This window comes from Woeseia oceani, assembly GCF_001677435.1.
Classification (GTDB): Bacteria; Pseudomonadota; Gammaproteobacteria; order Steroidobacterales; family Woeseiaceae; genus Woeseia; species Woeseia oceani.
In genome coordinates this window covers 3,651,988-3,678,495 of the sequence record NZ_CP016268.1, presented here as the reverse complement: position 1 = coordinate 3,678,495, position 26,508 = coordinate 3,651,988, and the positions used below count along the sequence as shown (strand labels likewise).

18 protein-coding genes are annotated in these 26,508 nt (G+C 57.1%); 12 read left to right on the top strand and 6 right to left on the bottom strand.

Features of this window, described 5'->3' with window-relative positions; translation table 11 throughout:
• Positions 1-134 precede the first annotated feature (134 nt).
• Positions 135-1,316, top strand: a complete 1,182-nt coding sequence (locus tag BA177_RS16575; RefSeq protein WP_156762874.1) for a serine hydrolase domain-containing protein — start codon at positions 135-137, stop codon at positions 1,314-1,316.
• 29 nt (positions 1,317-1,345) lie between these two features.
• Here the strand turns inward: BA177_RS16575 and BA177_RS16570 are convergent, their stop codons facing one another.
• Together BA177_RS16570 and mmuM are read right to left on the bottom strand one after the other, a co-directional pair.
• The gene (locus BA177_RS16570) at positions 1,346-1,711 is read right to left on the bottom strand and encodes a cupin domain-containing protein (protein ID WP_068618045.1); all 366 of its coding nucleotides are present in this window, start codon (positions 1,709-1,711) and stop codon (positions 1,346-1,348) included.
• 78 nt (positions 1,712-1,789) lie between these two features.
• Positions 1,790-2,734, bottom strand: a complete 945-nt coding sequence (gene mmuM / locus BA177_RS16565; protein WP_197493204.1) for a homocysteine S-methyltransferase — start codon at positions 2,732-2,734, stop codon at positions 1,790-1,792.
• A 250-nt stretch (positions 2,735-2,984) separates the two neighbouring features.
• On the opposite strand from mmuM, the gene BA177_RS16560 reads away from it, so the two are divergent.
• Positions 2,985-5,432 carry a DUF305 domain-containing protein gene (locus BA177_RS16560; protein WP_197493202.1) on the top strand — a complete coding sequence of 816 codons (2,448 nt, stop codon included), beginning with the start codon at positions 2,985-2,987 and terminating at the stop codon, positions 5,430-5,432.
• 22 nt (positions 5,433-5,454) lie between these two features.
• Here BA177_RS16560 and BA177_RS16555 read toward each other — a convergent pair whose 3' ends face one another.
• Entirely contained in the window at positions 5,455-6,705 is a 1,251-nt protein-coding gene (locus BA177_RS16555; RefSeq protein ID WP_068618043.1) for a D-serine ammonia-lyase, read from the bottom strand.
• 242 nt (positions 6,706-6,947) lie between these two features.
• The gene (locus BA177_RS16550; protein ID WP_068618042.1) at positions 6,948-7,895 is read right to left on the bottom strand and encodes a LysR substrate-binding domain-containing protein; all 948 of its coding nucleotides are present in this window, start codon (positions 7,893-7,895) and stop codon (positions 6,948-6,950) included.
• Between the two features lie 67 nt (positions 7,896-7,962).
• Between BA177_RS16550 and BA177_RS16545 the strand changes: the two genes are divergently transcribed.
• From BA177_RS16545 to BA177_RS16525, 5 genes are all read left to right on the top strand, one after another.
• Positions 7,963-10,233: a TonB-dependent receptor gene (locus tag BA177_RS16545; RefSeq protein ID WP_197493200.1), complete on the top strand. Its 2,271-nt coding sequence runs from the start codon at positions 7,963-7,965 to the stop codon at positions 10,231-10,233.
• A 38-nt stretch (positions 10,234-10,271) separates the two neighbouring features.
• Complete coding sequence (locus BA177_RS16540; protein WP_197493198.1) at positions 10,272-11,966, top strand: serine hydrolase domain-containing protein; 1,695 nt, start codon at positions 10,272-10,274, stop codon at positions 11,964-11,966.
• Between the two features lie 31 nt (positions 11,967-11,997).
• A complete protein-coding gene (locus tag BA177_RS16535) occupies positions 11,998-13,308 on the top strand; it encodes a serine hydrolase domain-containing protein (RefSeq protein ID WP_197493196.1) in 1,311 nt (436 codons plus the stop codon).
• Between the two features lie 220 nt (positions 13,309-13,528).
• Positions 13,529-15,277, top strand: coding sequence for an N-acyl-D-amino-acid deacylase family protein (locus BA177_RS16530; protein ID WP_082990202.1), 1,749 nt, complete (start codon positions 13,529-13,531; stop codon positions 15,275-15,277).
• A gap of 30 nt (positions 15,278-15,307) precedes the next feature.
• On the top strand, positions 15,308-16,429 hold the full coding sequence (locus tag BA177_RS16525; protein WP_082990201.1) for a YkvI family membrane protein: 1,122 nt from the start codon (positions 15,308-15,310) through the stop codon (positions 16,427-16,429).
• A gap of 21 nt (positions 16,430-16,450) precedes the next feature.
• On the opposite strand, the gene BA177_RS16520 is transcribed toward BA177_RS16525, so the two are convergent.
• On the bottom strand, positions 16,451-17,299 hold the full coding sequence (locus tag BA177_RS16520; RefSeq protein WP_197493194.1) for a helix-turn-helix domain-containing protein: 849 nt from the start codon (positions 17,297-17,299) through the stop codon (positions 16,451-16,453).
• A 480-nt stretch (positions 17,300-17,779) separates the two neighbouring features.
• Here BA177_RS16520 and BA177_RS16515 point away from each other — a divergent pair, with 480 nt between their 5' ends.
• The 5 genes from BA177_RS16515 (at position 17,780) to BA177_RS16490 (ending at position 25,256) form a co-directional block, all read left to right on the top strand.
• Entirely contained in the window at positions 17,780-18,574 is a 795-nt protein-coding gene (locus tag BA177_RS16515) for an SDR family NAD(P)-dependent oxidoreductase (protein WP_068618032.1), read from the top strand.
• A 558-nt stretch (positions 18,575-19,132) separates the two neighbouring features.
• Entirely contained in the window at positions 19,133-21,940 is a 2,808-nt protein-coding gene (locus BA177_RS16505; protein ID WP_197493192.1) for a TonB-dependent receptor plug domain-containing protein, read from the top strand.
• Between the two features lie 71 nt (positions 21,941-22,011).
• The gene (locus tag BA177_RS16500) at positions 22,012-23,526 is read left to right on the top strand and encodes a serine hydrolase domain-containing protein (RefSeq protein ID WP_068618026.1); all 1,515 of its coding nucleotides are present in this window, start codon (positions 22,012-22,014) and stop codon (positions 23,524-23,526) included.
• A 182-nt stretch (positions 23,527-23,708) separates the two neighbouring features.
• Positions 23,709-24,452 carry a cysteate racemase gene (cuyB, locus tag BA177_RS16495; protein ID WP_068618024.1) on the top strand — a complete coding sequence of 248 codons (744 nt, stop codon included), beginning with the start codon at positions 23,709-23,711 and terminating at the stop codon, positions 24,450-24,452.
• A 252-nt stretch (positions 24,453-24,704) separates the two neighbouring features.
• Positions 24,705-25,256 (top strand): RNA polymerase sigma factor, encoded by a 552-nt coding sequence (locus BA177_RS16490; protein WP_197493190.1) that lies wholly within the window; start codon positions 24,705-24,707, stop codon positions 25,254-25,256.
• A 90-nt stretch (positions 25,257-25,346) separates the two neighbouring features.
• Here the strand turns inward: BA177_RS16490 and BA177_RS16485 are convergent, their stop codons facing one another.
• Positions 25,347-26,486 (bottom strand): PepSY-associated TM helix domain-containing protein, encoded by a 1,140-nt coding sequence (locus BA177_RS16485; protein WP_068618022.1) that lies wholly within the window; start codon positions 26,484-26,486, stop codon positions 25,347-25,349.
• Between the last annotated feature and the right edge of the window lie 22 nt (positions 26,487-26,508).

The following is a 26,508-nucleotide window of genomic DNA, read 5'->3' as shown; positions in this document are numbered from 1 at the left end:
GTCGAGTCTTCTGGCGGGCTTGTGCAGCGCTGCGGGGCGGCCGCGCTGCACAACCTCCGCCAGTGGCCAGTGGTGACCGCAAGCCAGAAGGCCACATCCACGGCCAAACCGGTTACGATTGTCGCTCGGTTTGCATGAACAAACGGGGTGCCGGTTTGAATACCTGTCATCGGATCAGTGTTGTGGTAGTTGCTGTTGCTTTGCTGCCGTTACCCTTGATGGCACATGCCAGCGAGGGCAGCCTGGTACAGGCGGTCGACAAAGTGTTTGCCGATATCGAGGACGACATGCGGCCGGGTTGCGCGGTAGGGGTAATTCGGCACGGCGAATACATTCTGCAGAAAGGCTACGGACTCGCCAACCTGGAGTACGGCCTGCCCGTGACGTCGCAGACGGTTTTCCGAACGGGTTCGGTGTCCAAGCAGTTCACAGCGATGGCCATTGCCTTGCTGGCAGAGGAAGGGCGGCTGGACCTGGATGCCGACGTGCGCCGTTACTTGCCCGAGCTGCGGGACTACGGCAAACCGGTGACGATACGGCAGATGGTCCATCACGTAGCCGGCATGGGTGATTACGACCCCGACCTGTTCCGCAAGGCGGACGGCAGCGAGTTTCGTTTCGGTAACGAAGACTACTGGACTATTGCGGAGTTCTACGCGGCGGTACGCGACGTGCCGTTGCGTTTGGAGCCGGGAACTCGCTGGGAATACTCCAACCTCGGCTATTTTCTGCTATCGCAGGTGGTAGAGCGAGTGAGTGGCCTGAGCCTGCGCCGCTATGCCGAGAACACAATTTTCGAACCGCTCGGCATGTCGCACTCAATGTTCTACGACAACGTCAACGAACTGGTAAAGAACCGCGCCGACGGCTATAGCAAGACGGATGATGGCCGGTACGAGCTGTACATGACCAATCTGAGCTGGGTCGGCGATGGCGGGGTCTACACGTCACTCGACGATTTCATCGCATGGGATCGAAACTGGACAAACAACACCCTGGGTAAGGGCGAGCCAGCGCTCATTGAGCTCGCGACCACGCCTTTGCCCGGTTTCGAAACAGAAAGCAGCGAGATTTTTGGCGAACACCCTGCTTACGCATTCGGCTTGTTTGTCTCCGAGCGTGACGGTGTGAAATTGATCGGTCACTCCGGTGGCTGGGTTGGCTTTTCAAGTGTCTACCTGCGTTTTCCTGAGAAAGCACTGTCGGTCGTGACCTTTTGTAACTCCACCGACGTGAGCGCGCCGGAGCGCGGCAATACCGTGGCCACTATTGCATTGCAGATGTTGGCTCAGGTCGATGGTGCAGTGCGTAGGTAATGCCTTGCCGCAGGGCTGACACGAGCATCTCAGGCCTGATAGATGGCGTAAATCTTGCGCGTGGTTGTCTGTACTTCCCATTCACCTTCAAAGCCGGCGGGAATGACAAAATTATCGCCGGCCTTAAGTGGGTAGGCATTGCCTTGCCGGTCGTGCAGGACTGAGCGGCCACTCAGAATCTGACAGAGCTCGTTTTCCGAATAGCTGATCGTCCAGCGCCCCGGTTCCGCTTCCCAGACGCCGGCAAAAAATTTGTCATCTTTGCTGGTGAAGTGGTTCCAGGTTCGCTGCAGTGGTTGGCCGCTCACGCATTTTTCTGCGGGCGTCTCGTATTCGCTGAATTCGGCAGTGTTGTCGTTGAAAAAGACCGGTTTGGCTGAGGATTCATGCGTCATTATTCGGGTGCTCTCTGCGAAAAAAGTTGGAAGACCGGATTGCTGCTTCGCCGTGTGTGGCAGCTGTCGTTGCCGGGCTCAGGTGGCAATGGCGTCATGGATGGCAGCAATGTGCCGGGGTCCTATCCGGCAGCAGCCGCCAATAGCTGTTGCGCCTGCCTGCCGCCACCGCTTGGCGTAGTCGGCACTGGCTTCGGCACCATTGTCGCCGGACCAGGAGTTGGTTTCCACGTGATAGGTTTCACCTGAATTCGGGTACACGATCACTGCCTTGTCCGGTGCGGCCTGTTTGATCTCTGCGATCAACGAGGCGACATGCTGTGGTGCCGTGCAGTTCACGCCCAGTGCAAGTACGCGTGGGTGCTCGCGAAACAAGGCGCAAACCTCGCGCAGTGGTGTGCCATCACTGATGCGCAGCCCGTCCCGGCAGCAGAAGCTGACCCACGCCGGTAACGGGCTGTCACGAAGCAGGCTGGCCAACGTTTCCGCTTCGAGCATGGTCGGGATAGTTTCGCAGGCAAGCAGATCGGCGTTCGTGCGCTCCAGAATCACAAGGCGCTGCCTGTGAAACGAGCGCAATTCGTTTGCACTTACGTTGTATACGCCCGTGTACTCCGAGCCATCATGCATGGCGGCTCCATAGGGGCCAATGCTGGCTGCGACCAATGGCAGGTGAGCGGTTTCCGGGTTTGCTGTGCAATAGTGCTGCCGGGCCGTGCAGGCCAACTCTACCGAGCGAACGATCAGCTCACCCGCCTCGAGATCCGAATAGCCCTGTGCAATGAACCCTTCGATGCTCGCCTGGTAGCTGGCACTGATGATGATCTCCGCGCCGGCATCAAGAAAGGCACGGTGAGCGGCAACGATAGCGTCTGGTCGGGTGCTGAGCAGGGCCGCGGACCAGAGGGCGGAGCCAATGTCATGACCTTGCGCCTCGAGTTCTGTCGCCAGACCCCCGTCCAGAATGATCGGTCGATTGTCAGCAAACATTTGCGACAGTCGGTCGTGTCGGTTTCGGTCCATGCACATGCCTCAGTTGCAGCCAGTTGTCGTTACCTCAGTCTAGCGCGCCTTTCCCGGGCCGCGAAGACCGTCTCGAATGGTAGCTTGTTTGCCTCTGATACCAGGTAGTAAACGCGGCAGGCACGCAGTCTGCAGGTTATCTGACAAGGAAAACAAAAGCGGTCTGAACCGACCGGATGGGTCTGGTAAGCTCTCTCGATTACGCGTCGCCGCGGCCCTGAAACAAAAACCTTTAACAGGAGTAAATCCATTGAATGTACTCTCCGCAGACCTGATCAGGCAGTCCGTTCGTGTTGTAGCAAGTGTGTCTTTGCTTGCCCTTGCCACGGCAAGTCTTGCACAGGAAGTGCCGATTTTTCAGCCGGGTGCACCGGGCCAAAATGCCCGCGAGCTGACGGCTGATGAAGCTATCAAGATTGCCAACACCAGTCACTCGCCGGCCGATACGAAGTTCATGCAGGACATGATCCCGCATCACCATCAGGCGACGCAGATGGCCGCACTGGTGGCGGATCGAACCAACAATCCGACACTGGTTGATGTTGCTGGGCGTATTAACGCATCACAAGAAGATGAAATGTCGTTCATGCAGGACTGGTTGCGTGAACGCGGCGAAGAAGTGCCGGAGCCGAGCGCTCATCATGCGATGCACACCAGCCACAAGATGGCAGGCATGGCATCGCCGCAGCAAATGGCCGAGCTGGCTGCTGCGAAGGGTACGGAGTTCGATCGTTTGTTCCTGACCCTGATGATTGCGCATCACGAAGGCGCGGTGAAAATGGTCGAGGAGTTGCTGCTGCAACCCGGTGCTGCTTACGACCCTGTGCTGTTCGACTTCACGACTGACGTAACCAATGATCAGAACGCCGAGATCGAACGCATGAACGCGCTGCTGGTCGGCCTGTCTCCCGATCCGCGTTCCGGTCTCTCCGCTGGTTTTGACAATGCGGGTGAGGCCATCATGCACATGGAGCTTGTTGCTTCTTTGCCGCGGCCTGCTGGCTTTTTCGACCCCAATAACCCGGCAGGCTTGCCTCTGCCGAAGCCCAAGAAGAACGGTGATGTCGCCACAGATACCGACGACGATGGCCAGAGCAACAAAGACAATGAGTGGAGTGACCGCTCACCGCTGCTGAGCTTCTCCAATACGGATATGGCCTTTGCGGGCGATGTGTTGGTCGCGGGCAATTACCACGGCTATAACATTTATCGACTTGGCGAAGACGGTGTGCCGAAACTCTACAGTTCCATCGTTTGCCCTGGCGGGCAGGGCGATGTCTCCATCGTCGGTGACCTGCTGATCATGTCGGTGGAACAAACGCGCGGCCGCATGGATTGTGGGTTGCAAGGCGTTAGCGAAGACGTCAGCGACGAGCGCTTCCGTGGGCTGCGTATTTTCGATATCAGCAATCTGCGGCGTCCCGTGCAAGTGGGTGCCGTACAGACTTGCCGCGGATCGCACACGCATTCGGTTGTGTCCGGTCCCGGCAAAGACGGCAAGATCATTGTTTACAACTCCGGCACCTCATCGGTACGTGATGAAAAAGAGATGGAGGGTTGCATCGGCGAGATTGCCGGTGACGATCGTACGGCGTTGTTCCGCGTCGATGTGATCGAAATCCCTGTCGATGACCCCTCCAGGTCCCGCATCGTTGACAGCCCGGCGGTGTTCGCGGACGAAGAGGGCGGTGTGCTCGCGGGCCTGTGGCGCGGCGGTGATCACGGTGACGATTCGCAGGAAACCCGCGTGACTGATCATTGTCACGATATAACCGTTTTCCCTTCGCGCGGGATCGCCGCCGGAGCCTGTTCCGGTAACGGCATCCTGTTCGACATTTCCGATCCGCTGAAACCGAAGCGTATGGACGTGGTTATCGACAAGGGCTTTGCGTACTGGCATTCCGCGACATTCAACAATGACGGCACGAAAGTGTTGTTCACGGACGAGTGGGGCGGCGGCAGCCGGCCGCGTTGCCGCGCTTACGATCCGCTGGACTGGGGTGCCGATGCGTTCTATGACATCGTCGATGGCAAGCTTGTTTACCGCAGTCATTACAAGTTGCCGGCACCGCAGGTTGAGCAGGAAAACTGCGTGGCACACAACGGTTCCATCGTGCCGGTCCCGGGTCGCGACATATTCGTGCAGGCCTGGTACCAGGGCGGTCTTTCGGTGATCGATTTCACTGATTCGAGTAACCCGGTCGAAATCGCGTACTTCGACCGTGGCCCCGTACACGAAGAGCATTTGATCCTAGCCGGCTTCTGGTCGACCTACTGGTATCAGGGTTTGATTTACGGAACCGAGATTGCTCGCGGCCTGGACGTACTCGCGCTCAGCCCCAGTGACTACCTGTCGGCCAACGAGATTGCGGCGGCGACACTCGCTGATCAGGGCGAACGCTTCAATCCGCAACAACAGTTCCCGGTAAGCTGGCCCGCCAGCCCGGTAGTGGCTATGGCGTACATGGATCAGTTGCAGCGGAGTGCTTCGCTGCCAGCCGGGTTGGCCGACGAATTGCAATCAGCATTAATGACTGCCAACGCCGTGCAAGAACGTGGCGACAGCGATCGCCGTCTCGCACGAACGCTTAACGACCTGGCCAAGTTAGTTGTCAGGGGCGACGGCAATGCTGCCACGCAAGAACGCCGGGCTGCTCTGGCGGATACGCTGCAAGGAATAGCGGCTGGTATACGCTAACGCGTCGCTGGCGGCGGCCTCTTTACAGAAACTGCTGGAAGATATCTTCCGGCATGAGGTCGCCGCCGGTGGTCCAGACCACGTGAGTGCCTTGCGCGATGTTCTTTAGCGCGGGTCGTGTGCCGTTGCTCGTCACGTCGGCGTCAATTGCCTGCAAGAACGGTTCAAGTGCCGCGAATCCCGCTGTTGCCGATGGCTCGAGCCTCAAGGCGGCATTGCTCCACGCTTTGCCAACCCAGTCGGTCATCGACTTGTCTGGCACGGCGACGACAGCATCGATCTGCTTGCCTACTTTATTCAGCACCAGTTCCGATGCACGACTGACCGCAAGACCGTCGGCTTCTGTATTGTTGGACAGTCCTACGTCATAGACCGATTTGAGTGCACCGTCGCAGGCCAGCGCTACGAACACGCAGGCAGAGTTAACGGGCTCGACGAAAACACAGACAACGGCATCGCCGAAAATGGACTTCAGGCCGTAGGTAATGCCGCCGGGTGCACCGCCAACACCGCAGGGCAAATACACGACGAGCGGGTGCTCCACAGAAACGTCGACGTTCGCCTGTTTAAGCTGCTGGGCAAGTTCTTCCCCGGCGCCGGCATAACCGACAAACAAATCCCAGGAATTTTCATCGTCAATGAAGTGAGTCTTGTCCCGTTCGGCAACGCTGGTTCGGGCCGAACTCACGGTGCTGGTGTAATCGCCGACGTGTTCCACCACGGTCGCACCGAGTTCACGCAAACGCGCCTTTTTCCATTCTTTGGCGTCGTCCGACATGTGCACTTCAGCCTGCATGCCAAAGCCGATGGCCGCAACACCGATGCTGTATCCCAGGTTCCCTGTGCTCGCGACCACGACAGTATGTTCTGCCAGAATTCTTCGTGCCGGTTCATCGGCAAGGATTGCATACGTTTCCTGCTCTTTTAACAGTCCGGCATCCTGGGCGATTTTCTCAATCACACAGAGCAGTCCGAAGATTCCACCGCGCGCTTTGACGCACGCCGTAATGGGCAGCGAATGGTCCGCCTTGACGTAGACGGGGGCAGGGGCTGGCAACGACGCCGGGTATTCGGACAGTGGTGAGTTGATTCGGCCAAGGCCGCCTGGAGTATCGAACAGTCGTGCCAGTGCGGGCGCAAACCGTTGCCAGCGTATCTCGGCGGCAGCAACGTCAGCGCGAGCAGCCTCGGCGTCAAAAAAGTCCGCTTTGGCGGATTTAAGCCAGACGGCTGTTTCCCCGCCCCGCAATTTGGTCAGGAGTTTTTCGTGCATTCCAAATCCAGTGGTGCGACTGACGGAATGCACTCCTACTCGGGGCATTGCGGTCGCATACGTTTACAGATTCACGCACTTTGGGCGGTTCAGGCCCGGAGATACAAACGACTTCTACTTCTTTCCTGAATTAGTCAAACTAATGATACATTTGACCCAGTGGCGGGCCCGGTGCCGCAGCAGGTCGCCGCAGCGGTTTTCTTGCGCAATTGAGACAGCGTTTCGAACCAGCAAGTCACTGACTAAGTCGGTGCAACTCCGCTCAGAAGGGCATCACGGCGGATTATGAATTGCTCGCATTCGGTTTTTAGCCAGGCCAATACCGATTCAACGCGCGGATCATCGTTATCCACGGACACGAATACGTAACGGGAACTGGCGGGGATCGGATCTGCAACCACCAGAATCAAACGCTTCGATTCGAGGTCGTCGATAGCGAGCGTGAGTCGTGCTGCCGCAATTCCCTCGCCGGAACGGGCAGAGGCCAGTGCCAGTTCGGCCATGTTGAAGTAGCAACTCTTGTACGGGGTGTTTTCCGGGAAATCGAGCGCACTCAGGATCGTTTGCCACTCGACATTGTTGGGCGCACCGTCCCAGGGGGCGGAGTCATGCAACAGTGTGGCATCGGCGAGTTCGAGCGTGCCGGGCTTTGCACCTTGTTTCTCAAGGAATTCGGGGGACGCGACCGGAATGAGATGCTCGCTCATCAGGTCATGCGTGGCGAGGTCACTGTAGCTGAACGGGTCATAACGTATGGCTGCGTGCAGGCCTTCACGGACAAAATTATCCCGGCTGAGCGCGTGAAATTCCGCGCGCAGGTGCAGGTCAATTTCCGGGTGCTGGCGCAGGAATCGACCCAGCCTCGGCATCAACCAGCGATTGGCGAATGATGGCGAGCAGCTGAGGTGAAACGGCGCCTCGGGCGTGCGTATTTCCTCCACTGCCTGTTCGATCCGCCGCAGAGCCGGGGCAATCTCGGCATACAGGCGGTGGCCGCTGTGCGAGAGTTCCAGGCGACCGGGCAGTCGGTGAAACAAACGGGCGTCGAGATGTTGCTCAAGGTGGCGTACTTGCTGACTCACGGCGCTTTGGGTCAGGTGCAGGTCGTTGGCCGCGCGCGTGAAACTGTTAAGGCGGGCGGCGGCTTCGAAGCAGCGTAACCAGGTGATCAGGGAAGGGCTCAAATGCATGGCATTAGCCTAGCTAATGGTACTTGTGAGTACAAGTCGTTTGTCACTGGAGCCTCCAGCACATGAAATGGATGCGCTAACATTTCAGGGGGCAGACATCATGTTCAATCGGCTATCCGATATTCCGCGCGTGGCGGCAACATTGCCGGCCGTTGCGTTGCTTGTCGTTGCTGGCACAGGCAGCGTACAGGCACAACAGAGCGACAACAGTTCAGCGGCGCTGGAGGAAGTCATCGTTACCGCGCAGAAGCGCGCGGAAAGCATGCAAACGGTGCCTATCGCAATTTCGGCTTTGTCTTCCGAGTCGCTGGAGCTGCGTGGCATTGACAGTCCGGAGGGCCTGCAGTTCTCCGTACCGAATCTTAATCTCGGCCAGCAGGCGGGCAACGGCTGGACCAATATCGTCGCAACAATTCGCGGCGTTGGCACTGTAAACGCTCTTCTGGACCCAGGCGTGCCCATGCACGTTGATGGCCATTACATGCAATCCACGGCGATCCTCGCACGAAACTTCCTCGATGTAGAACGCGTTGAAGTGCTGCGCGGACCGCAAGGCACACTGTACGGACGTAACGCCATCGGTGGCTCGATCAACGTGATTACGAAGCGTCCGAGTGAGAGTCTCGAAGGAGCCTTTTCGGTGGATCTTGGCAGTTTTGACAAACGCGCTGTGCAGGCCGTCATCAGTGGGCCGCTCAGCGACAGATTGCGCGGCCGGCTCAGCGTTTCCGACGAAAAGCGCGACGGCTACGTTCGCAATTTGTCCAATCGAGGCGCGTCCAGCTACGTCAATGCCGACTACACGACGATACGCGCGGCGCTCGATTACGACCTGACCGATGACGTTACCGTTCAGTTCAGTGCCTATTACTACGACAGTTTTGCGAACAGCATTTCGTTCCGGCGTTTTAACGAGTACCCGCCACTGGGCGAAAGTTTCAGTGCCGATTTCTACGTCATCAATGGTGCCGGAACCAATCCCACCGTTTCGGACCGGCACACGGTCAAGTTGAACAATCCCGGTGAGACGCAAGACGAGGCTGTCGGCCTTTCCATGGACGTCATCTGGGAGCTGGGTGATATGGAGATACGGTCGATGACCAGCTACAACGATTCGCAGACGACTCGTTGGGCCGATCTCGATGCGTCGGATGTGTTGAGTGTCACGACCTACACCGACTTGCCGATGGAAACGTTCACGCAGGAATTGCAGTTCCTGTTCCAGAATGACGGTGCAGTATCCGGGCAGGCCGGGCTTTTCTACTATTATCAGGACAGCCCGCTATTCACCGAGTTTGCCAATGACAACACGGTGGCCAACCTGTACGACCAGACCACGCCGAAGTCACTGTTTCAGGAGACTTACTCCTGGGAAGTCAAGTCGCTGGGCGTCTATGGGCAGATCGAGTACGCATTCTCCGACAAGCTGGAACTGGCTATTGGCGGCCGTTACACGAAAGACAGTAAGGATCAGCTGTCGATTTCCGGCGGTAACTTTGGCGGCACTCTTGATCTCGAGACGGTGGTTGTCGATCGCAGTTGGGAGCAGTTCACCTACCGTGCGGCCCTGAACTATCAGGCCAGCGATGACGCCATGCTCTATGCGTCCTACGCGACCGGTTATAAGGCAGGCGGCATCTTTATTCTTAGCGCTTACGACCCCGAATACGTCAACGCTTTCGAACTCGGGTTGAAGAGTGACCTTCTCGATGGTCGGATGCGCCTGAACGTTGCCGCGTTCCACAGCGACTACGAAGACAAGCAGGAGCGTATTCGTTTGCTGGACGAGGGCGTACTCACACCTGGTGGCATGATTCAGAACGTACCCAATACCGTCATCCGCGGTGTTGAGATGGAAGGGCAGGCACTGGTCAGCGACCGATTCTCGATTGATGCCTCCCTGACCTGGCAGGATTCCGAATACGACGGCCTGATTATTCAGGATTCGCTCGGCGTCGACGGTCTGCAGGACATTACAGGAAACAAGCTACCGAACTCTGCCGAATGGCAGGCTCACATCGGTCTGCAATACGAGACCGATCTCGACAGTCGTGGCACGTTGCAATGGCGTGCTGATATGTCCTACATGGGCGAACGTGAAGGCGGTATTCACAACTATGACTTCAGTACGGTGCCGTCGTACCAGTGGATGAATGCACGACTGGTCTGGGAGAGTCAGGATCAGGCATGGCGTGCAGACCTGTACGTCAAAAACGTGCTGGACGAAGTTGCCCTTACCGGGCGGTCCAAATCAAGTTCGGATGAATTTGGTTACCCTGATCTCGGCGATTTCCTGCCGCCACGGACATACGGACTCAAACTCACGAGACATTTCTGATTACCAAACGACCAGCGAGATAAACAACGCCTATGCACATGGCTAAATCGCGTTCGATTCTGGTTCTGCTGGCAGCGGTAACGCTGCCAGCTGGTTTTTTGCCGGCCGCAGACAGGATGGAAGATCAGTCTGCGGCTGTCGATGCGCTGTTCGCGGAATACCAGCAGCCCGGCTCGCCAGGCCTTGCAGTCGGTGTTTATTATCAGGGACAAGCGGTCAAGACAGCCGGCTATGGACGCGCTCACCTGGAGCACGATATTGCGATTTCCCCAACGACCGTCTTTCATGTAGCCAGCGTTTCCAAACAGTTTGTCGCGTTTTCTGCGGCATTGCTGGAGGCAGAAGGCAAGCTGGATCTGGACAGTGATGTCCGCGAGAACCTGCCCTGGGTTCCGGACTTCGGTCAAGAGATCAGTCCGCGCCAGCTCATCTACCACACGAGCGGCCTGCGCGATCAATGGACATTGTTCGTGCTGGGTGGTCTCGAAATGGACAGCCGGCTGCGGCAGCGCCAGGTCGTGTCGATGATGAAGCGACAACAGGCGCTGAATTTTGCGCCGGGCAGCGACTACGCGTATTCCAACGCCGGTTATACCGTACTGGCCGAGCTGGTCGGAGCCGTATCGGGTCAGTCGCTGCGCGAATTTACCGCGGCGCGAATTTTCGAGCCGCTCGGCATGATCAATACCGTTTTCTATGACGACGTCACCGAGGTCTTGCCGAATCGTGCGCAATCCTACGAGAAGAATGAAGACGGCACGTGGCACCGTTCGCCGCTCAACTTCGACAATGTCGGCGCTACCAGTTTGCACACGAGTGTTGATGACCTGCTGGCCTGGGCCGGCAATTTCCTGCACCCGACAGTGGGTTCCGGTCAAGCTCTGACCCGTATGCATGAATCCGGTCAGCTGGCCGATGGCACGCATCTGAACTATGGCTTCGCACTGCAAAAGCGGGAGATCGCCGGCCATGGCGCGATTTCTCACTCGGGCTCTGACGCCGGCTTTCGCTCGATCATTGCGGTATTTCCGGACGATGACTTCGCCGTCACCATTCTGGCAAATTCACCAACGAACCTGCTGAAGCCGCTCGAAGAAATCGCCGCGATCTACCTGAATGCCGACTACCAGCCTGGTGCCTGGAAAAAGTCACTGCCGGCGGCGATAAATCCCGATGAAGCATTGGTTGCCAAGCTGCGGGGGCAATATATTCATGACAATCGTCCCGTTCTGGTCCTGGAAGTGGACGATGGCGCATTGACTTACCGTGCACTCGACGACGAAGCGAAACCCGTGGTCTTCCGCGACGATGGCAGTTTCGATTTCGGTGACGAGTCGCGCTTGTACGGAACGAACTACCGTGCAGTGCGAAATGCGCGTGGCGAAATCACTGGTATCGCGATGCGCGGCGGAAGCCCGGTCAATGGTCAGCATTTCGTCTATCGGAAAATTGAACGTGCGCAACCCCCACTTGCGGATCTTGAGGCTCTCGCCGGCAACTACAGAAGTCAGGAGCTGGACGTCACCTATACACTGTCGGTCAAGGGCGACGAGCTGATTATCGAGAGCCTGTGGACAGCACCTGTCACTCTGCACGCGACAGTAGCAGACAAGTTCGAAGGTGAGTGGCCAATGCACGAAGTCATTGTGCAGCGTGGCGCTGATGGCCGCCCATCCGCCTTGTACATTTCCTCGGAACGTGCGCGACGAGTGCGCCTGGACCGTATTGACTAGCGCAAATGTTACGCACGCAATGGAGAGACCCATGCCGAGTACGCGGAAAAGAACGAATGCAGTTGGCTGGCACCATGCCTGGCTGCTGGTCTGCCTGACGGTGGCCGCTGCTTGCAGTGGAGAGGCTGATCGCATTTCCGCCAATGCTGATGTTTCTGCAGAGGCAACAGCGTTGGCGAATCCAGCCAGCAACGAGTCGGTCAATGCCGGTGACAGAATGCAAGCGCTGCTCGAGGAGCTTGCCGGAATTGCGCCCGGAGTTTCGGCAGCCGTGGCCACCACGAACGGCGTGATCTGGTCGGGAACGGCGGGTTGGTCCGATATCGAAAACCGGCAAGCGGTAACACCGGAGCAGCTGTTTGGGATCGGCAGCATCACCAAGACATTCACCTCGGTGATCCTGCAGCAACTCGCAGACGAAGGTCAGCTTGATCTCGATGCGCCCCTTGCCTCCCTATTGGGCGATGAAGTGAACGGTATCGCGAATGCGAATACGGCTACTGTCCGCCAACTAATGAATCACACCAGCGGCATTCCGAGCTGGGAAGACGATGCGACGTGGAAGCGGGAAGGTCGCGGCGCAGAGCTGGATCCTGGTCACGTGTGGGGCAAGACCGAAACATTGCGTTATATACAAGGTCAGCCTGCTTTGTTCGCGCCGGGTGCGCAATACAGCTATTCAAACAGCAACTTCACCTTGCTCGGCCGGGTTGTAGAAGTGGTTACCGGCAAGGATCTCGTCGCGGTTATTGAAGCGCGAATTCGCAGGCCGGTCGGCATTGACAGCATATTCCTTGAGGGCTTCGAACCGATTCCTGCAAACCGTCATGCGACCCGCTACCATTTCAACACGCCGGATTTTCGCCGCGATGCCGGCCTGAACGCAGCCTTCGTGCCAGTCGATGACCAGCTTATCAATGTGGCGGCAACCAACCTCTCAGTTGAATGGGCCGCAGGTGGCATGGTCGCCGCCGCTGGCGATCTGGCGCGCTACGGCGTGGCCGTTTTCGATGGCACCTTGTTATCCGAGCAAGCTATCGCCGATCTGGCCACGTTCCGGCCAGTCCGGGACGCACGTCCCGAGGATACAGCGCCTGTCGCTGAGACGGGCTACGGCGTTTTTCGCCGTTACCTCGGCGAGCATCGGGTGCTTGGGCATGGCGGGGATGTTCTCGGCTATTCAGGCTGGTTGTACTACGAACCAAAGTCGGGCGTCGCGCTGGCGATCCTGACCAATGCCGGAACAATGCACGCGGGACCTGGTGTCGGCGCCGGTTCCGTTGTCTCCGGAGACGGACGATTCATGGATGCCGCCATTGCGCTGGCGTGTCCTGACTGCTGATGAATTCGCTGCGACTCTGGACCGGCACTTTGTTCGTAGTTGTATCCCCCGACGTCGCTAAGCAATCGCGAAGCTCCGCTAGTCAGCGCGGAGCTTGTTGCTGACCAGGGTCAAGTGCCGCCAGGTAGCAACAGGATGCGTAATCCATCCACCAGGCAAAAACCAATATGATCAGAACAGAATTGAAATCACCACGATCCACGAACGGGAATCGATACGTATGCGGAACAGAACGCAAGGCATTGCAGGGCGTGTGGCATTGAAACAATGGGCCACGCGAGTAAGTCTAACCGTTGCAGCGCTCCTGCTGGGTGCATGTGCGACTGCCGATCAGCAAGGTAGCGCGTCCTCAGCATCGACGGATTCGGCCACAAGCGGCCCGAAGTACGACGTGCTGATAACGAACGGACGTATCGTCGATGGCACCGGAAACCCGTGGTACAAGGCGGATATCGGCATAGCACAGGGAAAGATCGTCGCCATTGGCAGTCTGCAGAACGCCAGTGCTGCCCGAACGATTAACGCTGGCAACCGAATTGTATCGCCGGGTTTCGTCGACCTGATGGGGCAGTCGTCGTTCGCGTACGTTGCCGACCGACCGACCGCGGAATCCAGGTTGCGACAGGGCATAACCACTCACGCGAGTGGTGAGGGCTGGTCGCATGCGCCGCAGAACCGGTTCACGCAGCCTGATCCGGAAGTGGCGGATGGCCGCTCCTACCGATGGACGCGATTCTCCGAGTATTTCGACATCCTCGAAGAGCGCAAACTGCCATTGAATGTTGTGCACAAGGTTGGTGCGGCGCAAGTACGCCGTGTGGTGCTGGGCGATAACGATGTGGATCCCAGTGCCAGGGATATGGCGGCCATGAAAGCGCTGGTCCGGCAAGCGATGGAAGATGGTGCAACCGGCTTGGCCAGTTCGCTGATCTATCCTCCCGGCAACTACGCGAGTACCGACGAACTTGTTGAGTTGGCCAAAGAGATCGCGCCATTCGGCGGAACCTATTTCACGCACATGCGCAACGAAAGTCACGATTTGCTCGGTGCCATCGACGAAGCGCTGGAAATTGGTCGGCGCGCCGGTGTATCAGTGCATATCTACCATCTGAAAGCGGCTGGCAATGGCAACTGGCCGCTGTTTGACAAAGCCATCGACAAAATCAATGCCGCCCGAGCTTCCGGCATGAACGTGACGGCTGATATCTATCCGTACATCAACAACGGCATCGGCCTTGGGTCATTCATCGCGCCACAGCATTACGCAAGTGGTCGTGCCGCTCTGCTCGCCAGGCTGGACGATAAACAGTTCCGCGATTTCCTGCGTGCTGAAATTGAAGCGCCAGGCAATGTCTGGGAGAACTGGTATCAGAACGTCGGCAGTGACTGGGGCAAGGTGGTTGTCACGCAAACGGCAGACAACATCGACTCGAGTATTGTCGGGCATTCCATAGCGGAGTCTGCAAATATTCTGGGCATGGATGTCTGGGATACGTTCTTCGAGTTGGTCAAAGCCGGCACTTCAGTTGCGCCGCAAAGCATGAACGATGGCCAGAAACGCGCAGCACTGAATCAGCCCTGGGTCTCGGTCGAAACAGACACCGCTCCGGCCAATCCGGCAACGTCGAAAAGCACCCATCCGCGTGCGTTCGGCGCCTTTCCGCGTGTGCTGGCCAGGTATGTTCGGGAGAACCAGTGGTTGTCACTCGAGGATGCCGTGCGCCGCATGACTTCGTTGCCGGCGCAATCCGTGGGGATCAGGGATCGCGGTTTGATTGAGCTTGGCATGGCAGCGGATATTGTGGTTTTTGACGAGAACCGCATTACCGATACGGCGACTTTCGCCAAGCCTATGCAGTACGCGAAAGGTATCGACTACCTGCTGGTGAATGGCGAGCTGGTGATCGACGATGGTCGCAATACAGGTGCGAGACCCGGCCAGGTACTGAGACCTCGGATCGGCAACTAACGGTATCTGGCCACGACGGAGCAATTGCCTGTGAAGAAGTTTTTGGGTTCAAGATTCATCTCGGTCTACATTATCCCCGGCGCTGTTTTCCAGTCCGTCATGATCGGCGGTGGTTACGGAACCGGCCGCGAGATTGTTGAATACTTCACTTCCTACGGTTCTCTCGGTGGCCTGACCGGAATCGCAATGTCCTTTGTCATGATGGCAGCGGTGCTTGCAGCCAGTTTCGAGTTCTCTCGTTACTTCGCCGTATTCGACTACCGGAATTTCTTCAAGACATTGCTGGGCAAAGGCTGGTTCTTGTTTGAAATTCTCATTGTGCTGCAGTTCCTGCTAATTCTTGGAGTTCTGGCATCCGCCGCAGGCAATATTTTGCGGGATCATTTCGGTATTCCCTACGGCGTCGGGCTAGTGGTCATGCTGGTTACCGTCGGCCTTCTGACCTACTACGGCCGCGATTTCATTGCCAAAGTTCTGACCCTCTGGTCGCTTTTTCTGTACATCGTGTTCATCGCGATCTTCTACGCGGTATTTACCACCAGTTGGTCGGAAATATCGGCCGAGATGGCTGTGCTGGAGGTGTCTCCGGGTTGGTGGCAAAGCGGTCTGAAGTACGCCATGTACAACCTTGCCGTATTGCCACTGCTGTTGTTCGTGGCGCGTAATTTCAAAACGCGAAAGGAGGCGGTTTGCTCCGGAATCGTTGCCTCAGCTATTGCGATTGTGCCAGCGTGCTTCTTTCACCTGGCATTCATGGCCTCGTACCCTGCCATTGTCGCGCAGCCTATTCCTGTGTACTGGATGATGTCAGAGTCCGGGATGTCGGTGCTTGTCATCATCTACAGCATCATGCTTTTCGGAACGTTTATCGAGACTGGAGCCGGCATGCTGCAAGGCATCAATGAGCGCCTCGATGCTTACATGATTGAGAAGCGCGGTGTTCCGCTGGGCGGGAAGCAACATGCATTGCTGTCAGTCCTGGCAATCTTGCTGAGTTCAGGTCTGTCTCTGTGGGGGATCAGCAGCCTGATCGCCAAAGGGTACGGAACCATGGCCTGGGGTTTCCTGTTCGTGTATATCGTGCCGCTGCTGACCTTCGGCATCTACCGCATGTACGCAAATGCGAAAGCGTCCACGCCAGACCCGGCATAGCAAGGCAGGTGTGCTGCAATGCTAGAGGTTGGCTGGCACCAGGTGCACGTCTTCATTGCGATCAGCATTGTCGATGTGCCACCGGATCTCCGGGCTGATTTCGTCGGATTCATCAGTGTACAGACCGCAGTTGCCGAGTGCTTTACGCTTGTTTATGTCAGTGCCCAAAAATTCGAAGACAACCCGGGTCGCAGCAGGTGTGTGCCGGTGATCGGCTGATACCCCGAGCTTCAGGCCGTGCAAAAAGGTGGTTCGGCTCTTGTGGCTTGGGAACAGCGAAGTTTGTGAGATTTCGCCGCAGGTGAGGGATTCGTAGTCGATGAGAAAGAGTCTGTCCGCAAGGTAGAAGGCCATTCCTTTGTAAACGCAGCGAAACTTTCTCTCGCCGCGATGCACTGGTGAGAGTCGTTCAATTCTCTTGTAGTAGCCGACGGAGTCGTCGCAATTCAGGTGAACGAGCGAACGAAGGATATGGCCGGGGTAGGTCAGGGACATGTAGTACTCGAAGTAGTACCCCTGGTATTTCTGGATCTCCCTGCTGGAAAAGTGCTGCAAGTTGCGAACGTGCTTCTCGAATGAATTCTTGTTTTCTGATTCAACCCGGACAGGCCGTAGTTCAAGGATGGTCGCGAACTGCCGCGGCGGCAGTTGCAGTTCATAGTCCTCGACGCCAAAGAACGCCGCGATTTTTCGCATGGTGTACAGAGACGGTCTCGTACTGCCGGACAGGTATTTATTAAACTGGGATCGATTGACATCGATTCTGCGGCACACCTCAGAAATTGACCGGTAGAAGCCGCACAACAGTTTCAGGTTGGTTGCGAAGTTACTTAATTCATCGTTCAAGTCAGTCGAGCGCAATTCATTCAATCGTTGGTTTCCCATAATTCCGAGTCATCCTCGATTACGTCATTTGCAGGTGGACAACCTTATACCAGTTTGAGGGACTTTAGCATCAACAAGCGCCAATGAGAGGCATGCTGCGAAATTCCGGCATACCTCTGCACTTTGTAAGATCTTCTCGAACTACAGAGCGTCTGCTACCCAGCTGGCAAACAAGAAACGGCAGCGAATTCCAAAACGAAGCGACCGCAGTGATCCTGCTATAGCCAGTCGTTGCCAGTTGCACTGCCGATCAGTCAGGCGAGCGCGATGCTTGCTTCACTTTGGACAATGAACAGCGGAGCTGATGGCAGTTTTCTATCGAAGATCCACATGCAGCCGGATAGCGGCATCGGCAAGGCTGCGAGGCGCACAGGATTGGGGTGATCCGGCAAGTCGTAATGGATTGCGGCGAGATGATCGCCGGTGAAGGCACGGGCACGACACTAGAATGTAAGGAGTTAGGGAATGGCAGGACGGGTACAGGGAAAAGTTGCAATAGTCACAGGCGCAGGTTCTGGCGGAGCCGGTATTGGCAACGGGAAAGCCGCCGCCATTCTCCTGGCGCGTGAGGGTGCGAAAGTCGTTCTGGTGGATCTGAACCGAAATGCTGCAGAGGAAACTCAGGCAATCATTAGTGCTGAGGGCGGTGAAAGCATCGTCTGTGTTGCGGATGTGAGTTCGGCCCGCGCTTGCGACGCTATCGTTGCCACGACAACGAAGGCATTCGGCACTGTCGATATTCTGCACAACAATGTAGGCATTGAGGAAGCGGGTGGACTCGAGGATACGAGTGAAGAATCCTGGGACCGAACGCTGGCGGTCAATCTCAAGAGCATGTTTCTGATGTGCAGGGCCGCGGCGGGACCAATGAAAGCACAGCGCAGCGGCGCCATAGTGAACATTTCTTCCATCAATGCGATCCGGACCTTACCCGCCATCTCACTGGCGTACGGTGTATCGAAGGCCGGGGTTATCGCGTTTACCCGTGAAGTCGCCGTGGAGTTTGCAGCGACCGGGATCCGGGCTAACTCGATATTGCCGGGAATGATGCAGACGCCGTTCGTTGTAACGTCCTTAACGGAAGCTTATGGCGGTGATATCAGTGCCATGACCAGTCAACGCGATGCTTTGTGTCCAACGGGAAAACAGGGTGAAGGATGGGACGTGGCAAATCTGGCCTTGTTCCTCGCCTCCGATGAAGCCAAGTACATTACCGGTGCCGCTGTCATTGTCGATGGCGCGCAGACCTGCCGGATCTGATCGCTGACATTCGTATTTCCCGCGTGCCGGGCTCTGCCGGCGCGGCCCCGCCACTTTCGCTCCAATTACGTCTAGCCGCTTGCTGGTACAGAGGTATCGCCTGTACCCACCAGACTCGTCCCATCTCCGACCAAAAAAAGCTGTGCTGTTGACAGCTTTACGGTGGTCGTCATTTCCGGCTGCAGGTAGCGGCCAGAATCAATCCACTTCTTCGGCTGCGAACATCGTTTGCAGTGCGTGTGTTGCGCTGCTTTACGCAATGGCAGCTGGATAGCATCAAGTCTGTGTGTCACCGATTGATACCAAAAGAGCATCAACTCGCGTCAATCCGAGGCATCCAGCGAAATTTCAGAATTTTTCGCGCTCCCTACACTGAATGTCATCAGATTTATCGCGCCATCAAGCTGCGCATTCAACTCAAGAATGCGCTGGTGCGTGTTACGGGCTGGCCAGGTGCTGGCTGAGTAGAAGGAACAGAAGACTCAATTGCCGGGCGTCGGGGGAGGGCGATTCCTGTGCTGAAAAATTACTAACGCCACTATCCACACAGGGGGATCCGTGAAAAATTTACTATTGCACCAAAACCGTTCACAGAATACTGCCGCACGGCTGCAGGTCGACAGCCGCGGCTGTCTCCGCAAGCACTTTCATTGCAAAACATTGCTCGCTATAGGCGTGAGCCTGTTGTCGGCTGGCGCGGTTGCACAGACGACGGGCAGCGGTGGTGCCGATACGCTGGAAGAAGTTGTTGTGACGGCATCTCGAATTGCTCGTAGCGGTTTTGAAGCGCCAACTCCGGTAACGATCATCGATAACGAAACACTGGAACGTGCTGCCGTTACCAATGTCGCCGAATACCTCAACGAGTTGCCAGCGATACGTCCTTCAACCACACCGGGGAATACCGGCATCAGCACAACGAATGCCGGCACGTTCTTCATGAACCTGCGCGGACTGGGCAACCAACGGACACTGGTTCTGGTCAACAAGCGCCGACATGTTTCGACGACGCCCGAAGGTATGGTCGACCTGAACGTCATACCCAATGCATTGATCGAGCGAATCGAGATGGTTACCGGCGGCGCGTCTGCTGCCTGGGGCTCCGATGCTGTCGCAGGCGTGGTCAACGTCATTATGGATGACGACATTACCGGTCTGAGGAGCACGATTCAGTACGGTGAAAGCGAACTCGGCGATGCCGAAGATTTTCGCTTCTCCCTGGCCGGCGGTATCGGCTTTGCCGGCGGTCGTGGTCATGCCTACTTCGGTGGCGAATACGGTGATAACAAGGGTATGCCCTCTGGTGAGAATCGGGACTGGTTCCAGGGACATCACCTGCAAATCGCAAACCCGAACTACGCGGCCGGCAACGGTGAACCGCAGTACCTGATTGCATCCAATGTCACAGCCGCGAACGCGACAACGGGTGGCCTGATCACCTCAGGTCCGTTGCGTGGTACCGAATTCTTGCCTGGCGGGGCCGTGCGGCAATTCAACTACGGAGACAACCTGAGTTCAGCTCACATGACCAACGGCGATGGTCTGTACGAACCGTCTCTGCGGGTACTGAGCACGCCTGTTGAAAGAAGCAATCTGTTCCTCGGCGCAACCTATGATTTTTCAGACAGCCTGTCTGGTTTCGTGGAAGCGGGTTACGCGCATTCCGTTACCGACTACAAGATTGCGTACTTCACTGCCCGGGATCGCGCAATAACCATTCAGGACGACAACGCTTACTTGCCGGCTGTTGTACAGCAGCGAATGATGGATGAAGGCGTCACGTCGTTCACGATGGGGCGTTACAGCAATGACTACGACTATCAGAATACGCATAACGGCAATGACATGTTGCGTCTTGCAGCGGGCTTTGACGGGACAGTATTCGATGACTGGAGCTGGTCTGCATATGCGCAGTATGGAGAGAATACCAGCCAGGCGGATATTGGCGAAAATCGTCTTAATGATCGCTATACGGAATCCATCGATGCCGTTTTCCACCCGGTAAGCGGAGATGTTGTTTGTCGGTCCACACTGACGGATCCTGGCAATGGCTGCGTACCGGTCAATCTCTTCGGTGTCGGTTCCCCAAGCCAGGAGGCTGCGGACTACTTTCTTTCCCGCCGCGATCTCGACCGGGCATTGACACAGACGGCGATCGGTTTCGATATATCGGGTGAGCCTTTCTCAACCAGCGCTGGCCCGGTTTCTGTTGCTGCCGGTATCGAACATCGTCAGGACGAGGTGGAGCAAACCGTCAATCAGGAAGCTATTGACGGACTCTTCAATATTGGCAATTCCAAGCCGTACAGCGGCGACTTCGATGTTACCGACTATTTCGTGGAAACCGTTGTGCCGGTTCTCAGTAACAAGCCCTGGGCCGAAACCCTGGAGCTGAACGCCGCCATCCGGCTTAGCGACTACAACCTGAGCGGCACGGAAACAACCTGGAAACTCGGCGCGAGCTGGGAGCCGAATCAGCAGGTTCGCTTCCGCTTCACTCAGTCGCGGGATATTCGTGCACCGAATCTGGCAGAGCTGTACACAGGACTGTCACTGTCGTTCTCGACGATCTTCAACCCGGTCACTGGCGTCTCGGAACCTTCAGTGCCGACGCCGCGCACCGGTAACGAAGGCCTGAAACCGGAAATCGCCGATACCACAACGTTCGGTGTGGTCCTCACGCCGGACTTTATCGAGGGCGCACGCTTCTCCATCGATGCCTATGACATCGAAGTGGCGGACGTGATTTCGGTAGTGGGCGGGCAGAACATCGTCAACTTCTGTGCCGATGGCCTGCAGCAGTTCTGTGACGTCATTACGAGAGGGCCAGGCGGTGAGCTGCTGGAAGTCCGGAATACCAGCGTCAACCTGGCCAAACTCGAAACCCGCGGCCTTGACATCGAAGCCTCATACGTTCGGGACATGCAGTCCGGCGCGAGGATGAACTACCGCCTGCTTGCCACGTATCTGGACAAGTACGCATCGGATAACGGCATAAGCCAGATCGAAGTATCCGATGTGGTTTCAGGCGGCGGTGCCGGACCCAAGTGGCGCGCACTGGCCAGTGTCGGTTACGCGATGGGCGCCTGGGACATGCAGTTACAGGGTCGATACGTGCACAAGGGCATACGCTACCCGAGCGTCACCTACGACGATCCGACCGTGGAATCGTGGAGTTCCTTCAACCTGTCCGGTTCCTATTCATGGACCGACACGGCGCTGGGTGATGTTCAGTTCTTCGCCAAAATCGCGAATCTGTTCGATCGCGATCCGGCTATCACACCAACGTCGTCGCAACCGACTTCCCGTACCCAGCACGACCGTACCGGGCGAGCTTATGCAGTGGGGTTGCGAATCGCATTCTGATCGAAGCCCTGCGAGGTGTCGCCACGCGACACCTCGCAGGGCGCCAGATACTTTGACGAGGGGAAGTTACGATGTTTAGCAACAAGATTCCGCACAGTGCTGGATTTGCATTGCTGGCTTTGGCCACTATTGCAGTTCAGCCAGTTTCCGCGGATCAGAGGTTTGATGAAGCGCGGCATTACATAGAACAAGTCGTTGCCACGCAGAAAGCCGGCACTGTGTCGCTGTCGATAGCTGTGGCCAAGGATGGTGAAATTCTCTGGGAGGAAGGTTTCGGCTGGGCGGATGTTGAGAATCGCACCCGCGCAACGGAACACACGACCTATTCGTTGGCGTCAATTTCCAAACCGATTACCGCAACCGCGCTGATGACACTCGTTGAAGCCGGCAAAATTGACCTCGACCGGCCCGCCAACGATTACCTCGGCACTGGCAAACTGACCGGCCGGCGCGGCGACGCGGACGCGGCAACGGTATGCCGATTGGCTAACCATACGTCGGGTTTGCCGACGCACGTCAACTTCTACTACGCCGATGAGCCGATGGTCTTGCCGACCGTGAACGAGTCCATTGGTCGCTATGGCAAGCTCGTGGGGGTTCCCGGCGAAGCTTACGTTTATTCGAACCTCGGCTTCGGCATTCTTGGTTACATCGGCAGTCGGGTCTCCGGTACGCGCTACGAGGACTTCATGCGGGAAGCCGTTTTCGGTCCCCTCGGCATGTCCCACAGTGGCGTGGGTGTGCCGCCCGGACTGGAGCCCTACGCCGCCGTGCGCTATGACAAGTACGGAAAAGTACTGCCTCACTACGATTTCGATCATCCTGGCGCGTCGGCCATTTACTCAAGTGCACATGACCTGGTCCGTTTTGGAATGATGCACATCGGCAGTCCGGTGCCGGGCGGCAAGGCCGTGTTGTCGAACGCGACCATCGAGCAAATGCGGCACCCAGCGTGCAGCCGGGGCGGTCATGAAGGTTACGGCCTTGGTTGGCGTGTCGACCAGGAGTCAGGCTACGAGATCGTCAGTCACGGTGGCAGCATGCCTGGAGTCAAGACCATCCTCGCGATGATTCCCGAGGAGAACCTGGTGGTCGTGGTACTTACCAATCGTATTGATGATCGCAGTCCGACCAAGGGTGTGCCGCTGCGTTGGCAAGTTGCCAATCGTGCCATCAAATCGCTGGTTAGTGACTGGCCGCTGCAGTTTGGCAAGTCCACCCCGGCAGAGCAGACACCGTTGGCACTTCCCGATTCCATGCACGGCGAATGGCGCGGTACCGTCAGCACGTACGAGTCGGACATTCCGTTGCGACTGACAATCGCCAATAACACCATCGAAGCGCGCCTAGGGGATCAGGCGGCAACGGTCGTGGAAGATGTTTCCTTCAAGGACGGCTGGCTGCGCGGCAACTGGGACGGCGAACTCGATACGGATGAGCTCAACGACCGGCGTCCCTATGGGCTGCGTCTCAACCTGCACCTGGACGACGCGCGAAATCTTGTCGGTGGTGTAAACGCGGTGTCCTCGGGCACGAAGCGTTATCACTACTACGTGCCACATTGGACTGAGTTGAAAAAGAGATAGCAGACAGCGAAAGGGTGGTTCTGCCATTGCTATGCACTGCGATGGCAAGTGGCAACCGCTCTTGGAAAATGCGGGCGCTGGGGTGTTCGATTGCTACCCCCATAGCGAAATGTTGCCTTGACTGGTCCAGCGCCCGCACCTGCTTCGGCTGTTTATAGACGATCAACAGGAATGAGAACCTCATGACGCAGCGTGCCGACAATTGTGAACCCACGCGGGCTGCCCGCGGTCGCCAGGCTGTTGGTGTTATCGGCGGGTTGGGGCCGGCCGCAACGCTGCGGTTTTTCGATCGCGTCCTGCAACTCACTCCGGTCACTACCGAAGCCGAGCATCTGCGGCTGATAATCGATTGCAATCCGGGCATCCCTGATATCAACAGTTCGCTGTTGGCCGCTGACTCCAGGGCTGAGGATGCGTTAGTGGCCACAGCATCGGCGCTGGAAAGAGCCGGTGCCCAACGTCTGGTCATGATTTGCAATGCAGCGCACTACTACGCCCCGGCAATTGAGGCATCAGTCAATATCCCGTTCGATAGCATGATTGAGGCAGCGGTCGAGCGGGCAGCGACCCTGATGCCGCAAGGTGGCCGCGCAGGGGTGCTGGCGACAGACGGCTGCCTTCGTTCAGGCGTGTTTCAGAGCGCACTGGAGGCGCATGGCATCGACAGCGTCGAGCCCGATGCCGCGAGAGCCATTGAGTTCATGGATGTACTGGCCCGACTGCGCGCCGGAGCAACGCCCGAAGATTGTAGTGCGCCCCTGAACTCGATCGTAAATGCCATGGTTGCCGATGGCGCGCAATGCATCATCGTCGGCTGTACCGAAGCACAGCAGGCAATGGACCAGCTTGGTGTCGCAATTCCCATCATCGATCCGGTTCAGGAAATTGCCGCTGGCATCGTGGCGGTCGCCTGGTGCGATCAGTGATTCTTTGCGAAGCGCACAAGTCCAGGCGCAACTTTAGTTACGGCGCTTGTACATGTGCCCAACGTAACGCTTGTGGTGAAGATGCAAAGCTACGTAGACCACCGGTCTCGAAGAATTACAGCGGCCAATACTGGCGCCGTTGTCTTCCGTTTAAGAACCCTGCGGGAAAATTGATTCTGTGCGATCCATAGATTGCACAGAGCGTGAAATCGCAGTCGATCAGTCGCATTTCTAACAGGGGCGGACAGTGTAATGCCAAGGGGGAATATGATGGATAATCAGAGCGTCACCAGTATCTTTCTCTCTATAAAGGAAGGTCTCGCCGGTGCCATTGCCGGGATAGTGCCTCCTAAAGAAATTGAAGACATTGTGCAGGAAACATACATTCGGGTTTGCCATAACCCGAATGCGGAACCGATACGCGAACCCCGACGGTTTCTGTACAGGACGGCCCGCAATCTCGCGTTGGACTATACGAAGCGTGCGGAATCCCGGCTGGCTGACTCTGCGGAACAGGAACAGGATTTCCTTCGTGGAGTCGATGATCGGCATGACGAGACATTCGCGCAAGTCGTCATCAATGAAGAGTATTCGCAATTTTGCAAAGCGGTGAAACACTTGCCGCTGCAATGCCGCCGCGTGTTTGTTCTAAAAAAGGTATACGGCTTGTCCCAACGGGAAATAGCAATGAAGCTGGACATTAAGGAAAGCACCGTTGAGAAACATGTCGCACAAGGGATCAAGCGTTGCGCTCTTTATATGCTTAACGTTCGGCCCAGCAGGAGCGCCCGACTGGTCAGGTGATGAAACAAGCGCCTCCGCAACGGAGCATTGCGGGTCAGATGATGGCCGCAAGTTTAGCCGAGGAAGCAGCGCAGACGGAAGCCAAAGCGCTCAAGGAACGGAGTCGGGCCCGGGCTTCCGTTCCGCGTACCGGCCAAGCATGATTCTGCCGGTCCGGTTTTTCCGTTTGCGCCACCACATGTAAACACCCGTGCCGAACAGCAACGCTGGCAAGAAACCTACAATAAACACCAGCCAGCGACCGGTCATGCCGAGGGCATCGCCATTGTGCAAGGGGAACTGCCAGCGCATGAACTGGCTGCCCGCGGCAACTTCGGTAACGTTCCACGTAGCAAGTATGCGATTCGAGTAGGCATCCACCCAGACGGCGCTGCCGCCGAGGTTCGACCAGGGTTCGGCTGCCGTGTTGAAGTAGAACAGGTAAGGACCATCTTCGCTGCGCGGCAGTTGCACGCGTTTGAGCTCGGCATCCGGAAAGGCCGTCGCCGCCGTTGCTGCTGCATCGCTGACTGGCACCATTGCGGCGCCGATTGTGGATCGAGGATTGGGATACTGGTCCATGGGCAAGGCGCTGCTAACCATCGTTTCGATCGCGTTGGGAAACACAATGGCTACCCCGGAGAACGAGACCACGGCCAGTATGGGTAGCAGGTAAATGCCCGAGGTCTTGTGCAGGTCCAGGTTCAGCAGGTACGCGCCACGATTCCAGCGAACTGTCAGAGCGCGGCGCCAGCGGTGTTGTTGCGGCCACCAGATAATCACCCCGCTTACGCAGAAGAACAGCAGCACTATTCCCAGCAATCCCACCGTCGTCTTGCCATTCGGCCCCGCCAGCAAGGTGTAGTGAAAGGTGTATAGCCAGCTCGCCGGGTATTCTCCCCAGGTCCTGACGGCGAGCACCTCCGCTGTCGCGGGTGCGACACTCACTTCCACCGGTCCCGGCTGGCCGGCCGGTAGCCGGAACCGAACGACGTGGGGACTCCCGGCTTGCCGTGCGATGTAAATGCGATCCGCCCTGTGCGAACTGTCCACCGCGTTCTTCGCAGCGGCGAGCACATCATTCAACGGTGCGCGCTGCGCCGGATTGTCGGCTGTCACAATTTCCGGCGTCAGTGCCTCGTCGATGGCATGATCGAAAACCAGCAGGCTGCCGCTGATGCCAATAACTCCCAGCATCAGGCCCAGCGACAAGCCCGCGTATTTGTGCAGGACCAGCATCAGCTTGCGCATGCGAACTCCGCGAGATCCGGTT

Bases quoted from the DNA above. Each gene is read 5' to 3' on its own strand.
- BA177_RS16575 (WP_156762874.1), top strand. From the start codon at position 135: ATGAACAAACGGGGTGCCGGTTTGAATACCTGTCATCGGATCAGTGTT.
- BA177_RS16570 (WP_068618045.1), bottom strand. From the start codon at position 1,711: ATGACGCATGAATCCTCAGCCAAACCGGTCTTTTTCAACGACAACACT.
- mmuM (WP_197493204.1), bottom strand. From the start codon at position 2,734: ATGGACCGAAACCGACACGACCGACTGTCGCAAATGTTTGCTGACAAT.
- BA177_RS16555 (WP_068618043.1), bottom strand. From the start codon at position 6,705: ATGCACGAAAAACTCCTGACCAAATTGCGGGGCGGGGAAACAGCCGTC.
- BA177_RS16550 (WP_068618042.1), bottom strand. From the start codon at position 7,895: ATGCATTTGAGCCCTTCCCTGATCACCTGGTTACGCTGCTTCGAAGCC.
- BA177_RS16545 (WP_197493200.1), top strand. From the start codon at position 7,963: ATGGATGCGCTAACATTTCAGGGGGCAGACATCATGTTCAATCGGCTA.
- BA177_RS16540 (WP_197493198.1), top strand. From the start codon at position 10,272: ATGGCTAAATCGCGTTCGATTCTGGTTCTGCTGGCAGCGGTAACGCTG.
- BA177_RS16535 (WP_197493196.1), top strand. From the start codon at position 11,998: ATGCCGAGTACGCGGAAAAGAACGAATGCAGTTGGCTGGCACCATGCC.
- BA177_RS16530 (WP_082990202.1), top strand. From the start codon at position 13,529: ATGCGGAACAGAACGCAAGGCATTGCAGGGCGTGTGGCATTGAAACAA.
- BA177_RS16515 (WP_068618032.1), top strand. From the start codon at position 17,780: ATGGCAGGACGGGTACAGGGAAAAGTTGCAATAGTCACAGGCGCAGGT.
- BA177_RS16500 (WP_068618026.1), top strand. From the start codon at position 22,012: ATGTTTAGCAACAAGATTCCGCACAGTGCTGGATTTGCATTGCTGGCT.
- cuyB (WP_068618024.1), top strand. From the start codon at position 23,709: ATGACGCAGCGTGCCGACAATTGTGAACCCACGCGGGCTGCCCGCGGT.
- BA177_RS16490 (WP_197493190.1), top strand. From the start codon at position 24,705: ATGCCAAGGGGGAATATGATGGATAATCAGAGCGTCACCAGTATCTTT.
- BA177_RS16485 (WP_068618022.1), bottom strand. From the start codon at position 26,486: ATGCGCAAGCTGATGCTGGTCCTGCACAAATACGCGGGCTTGTCGCTG.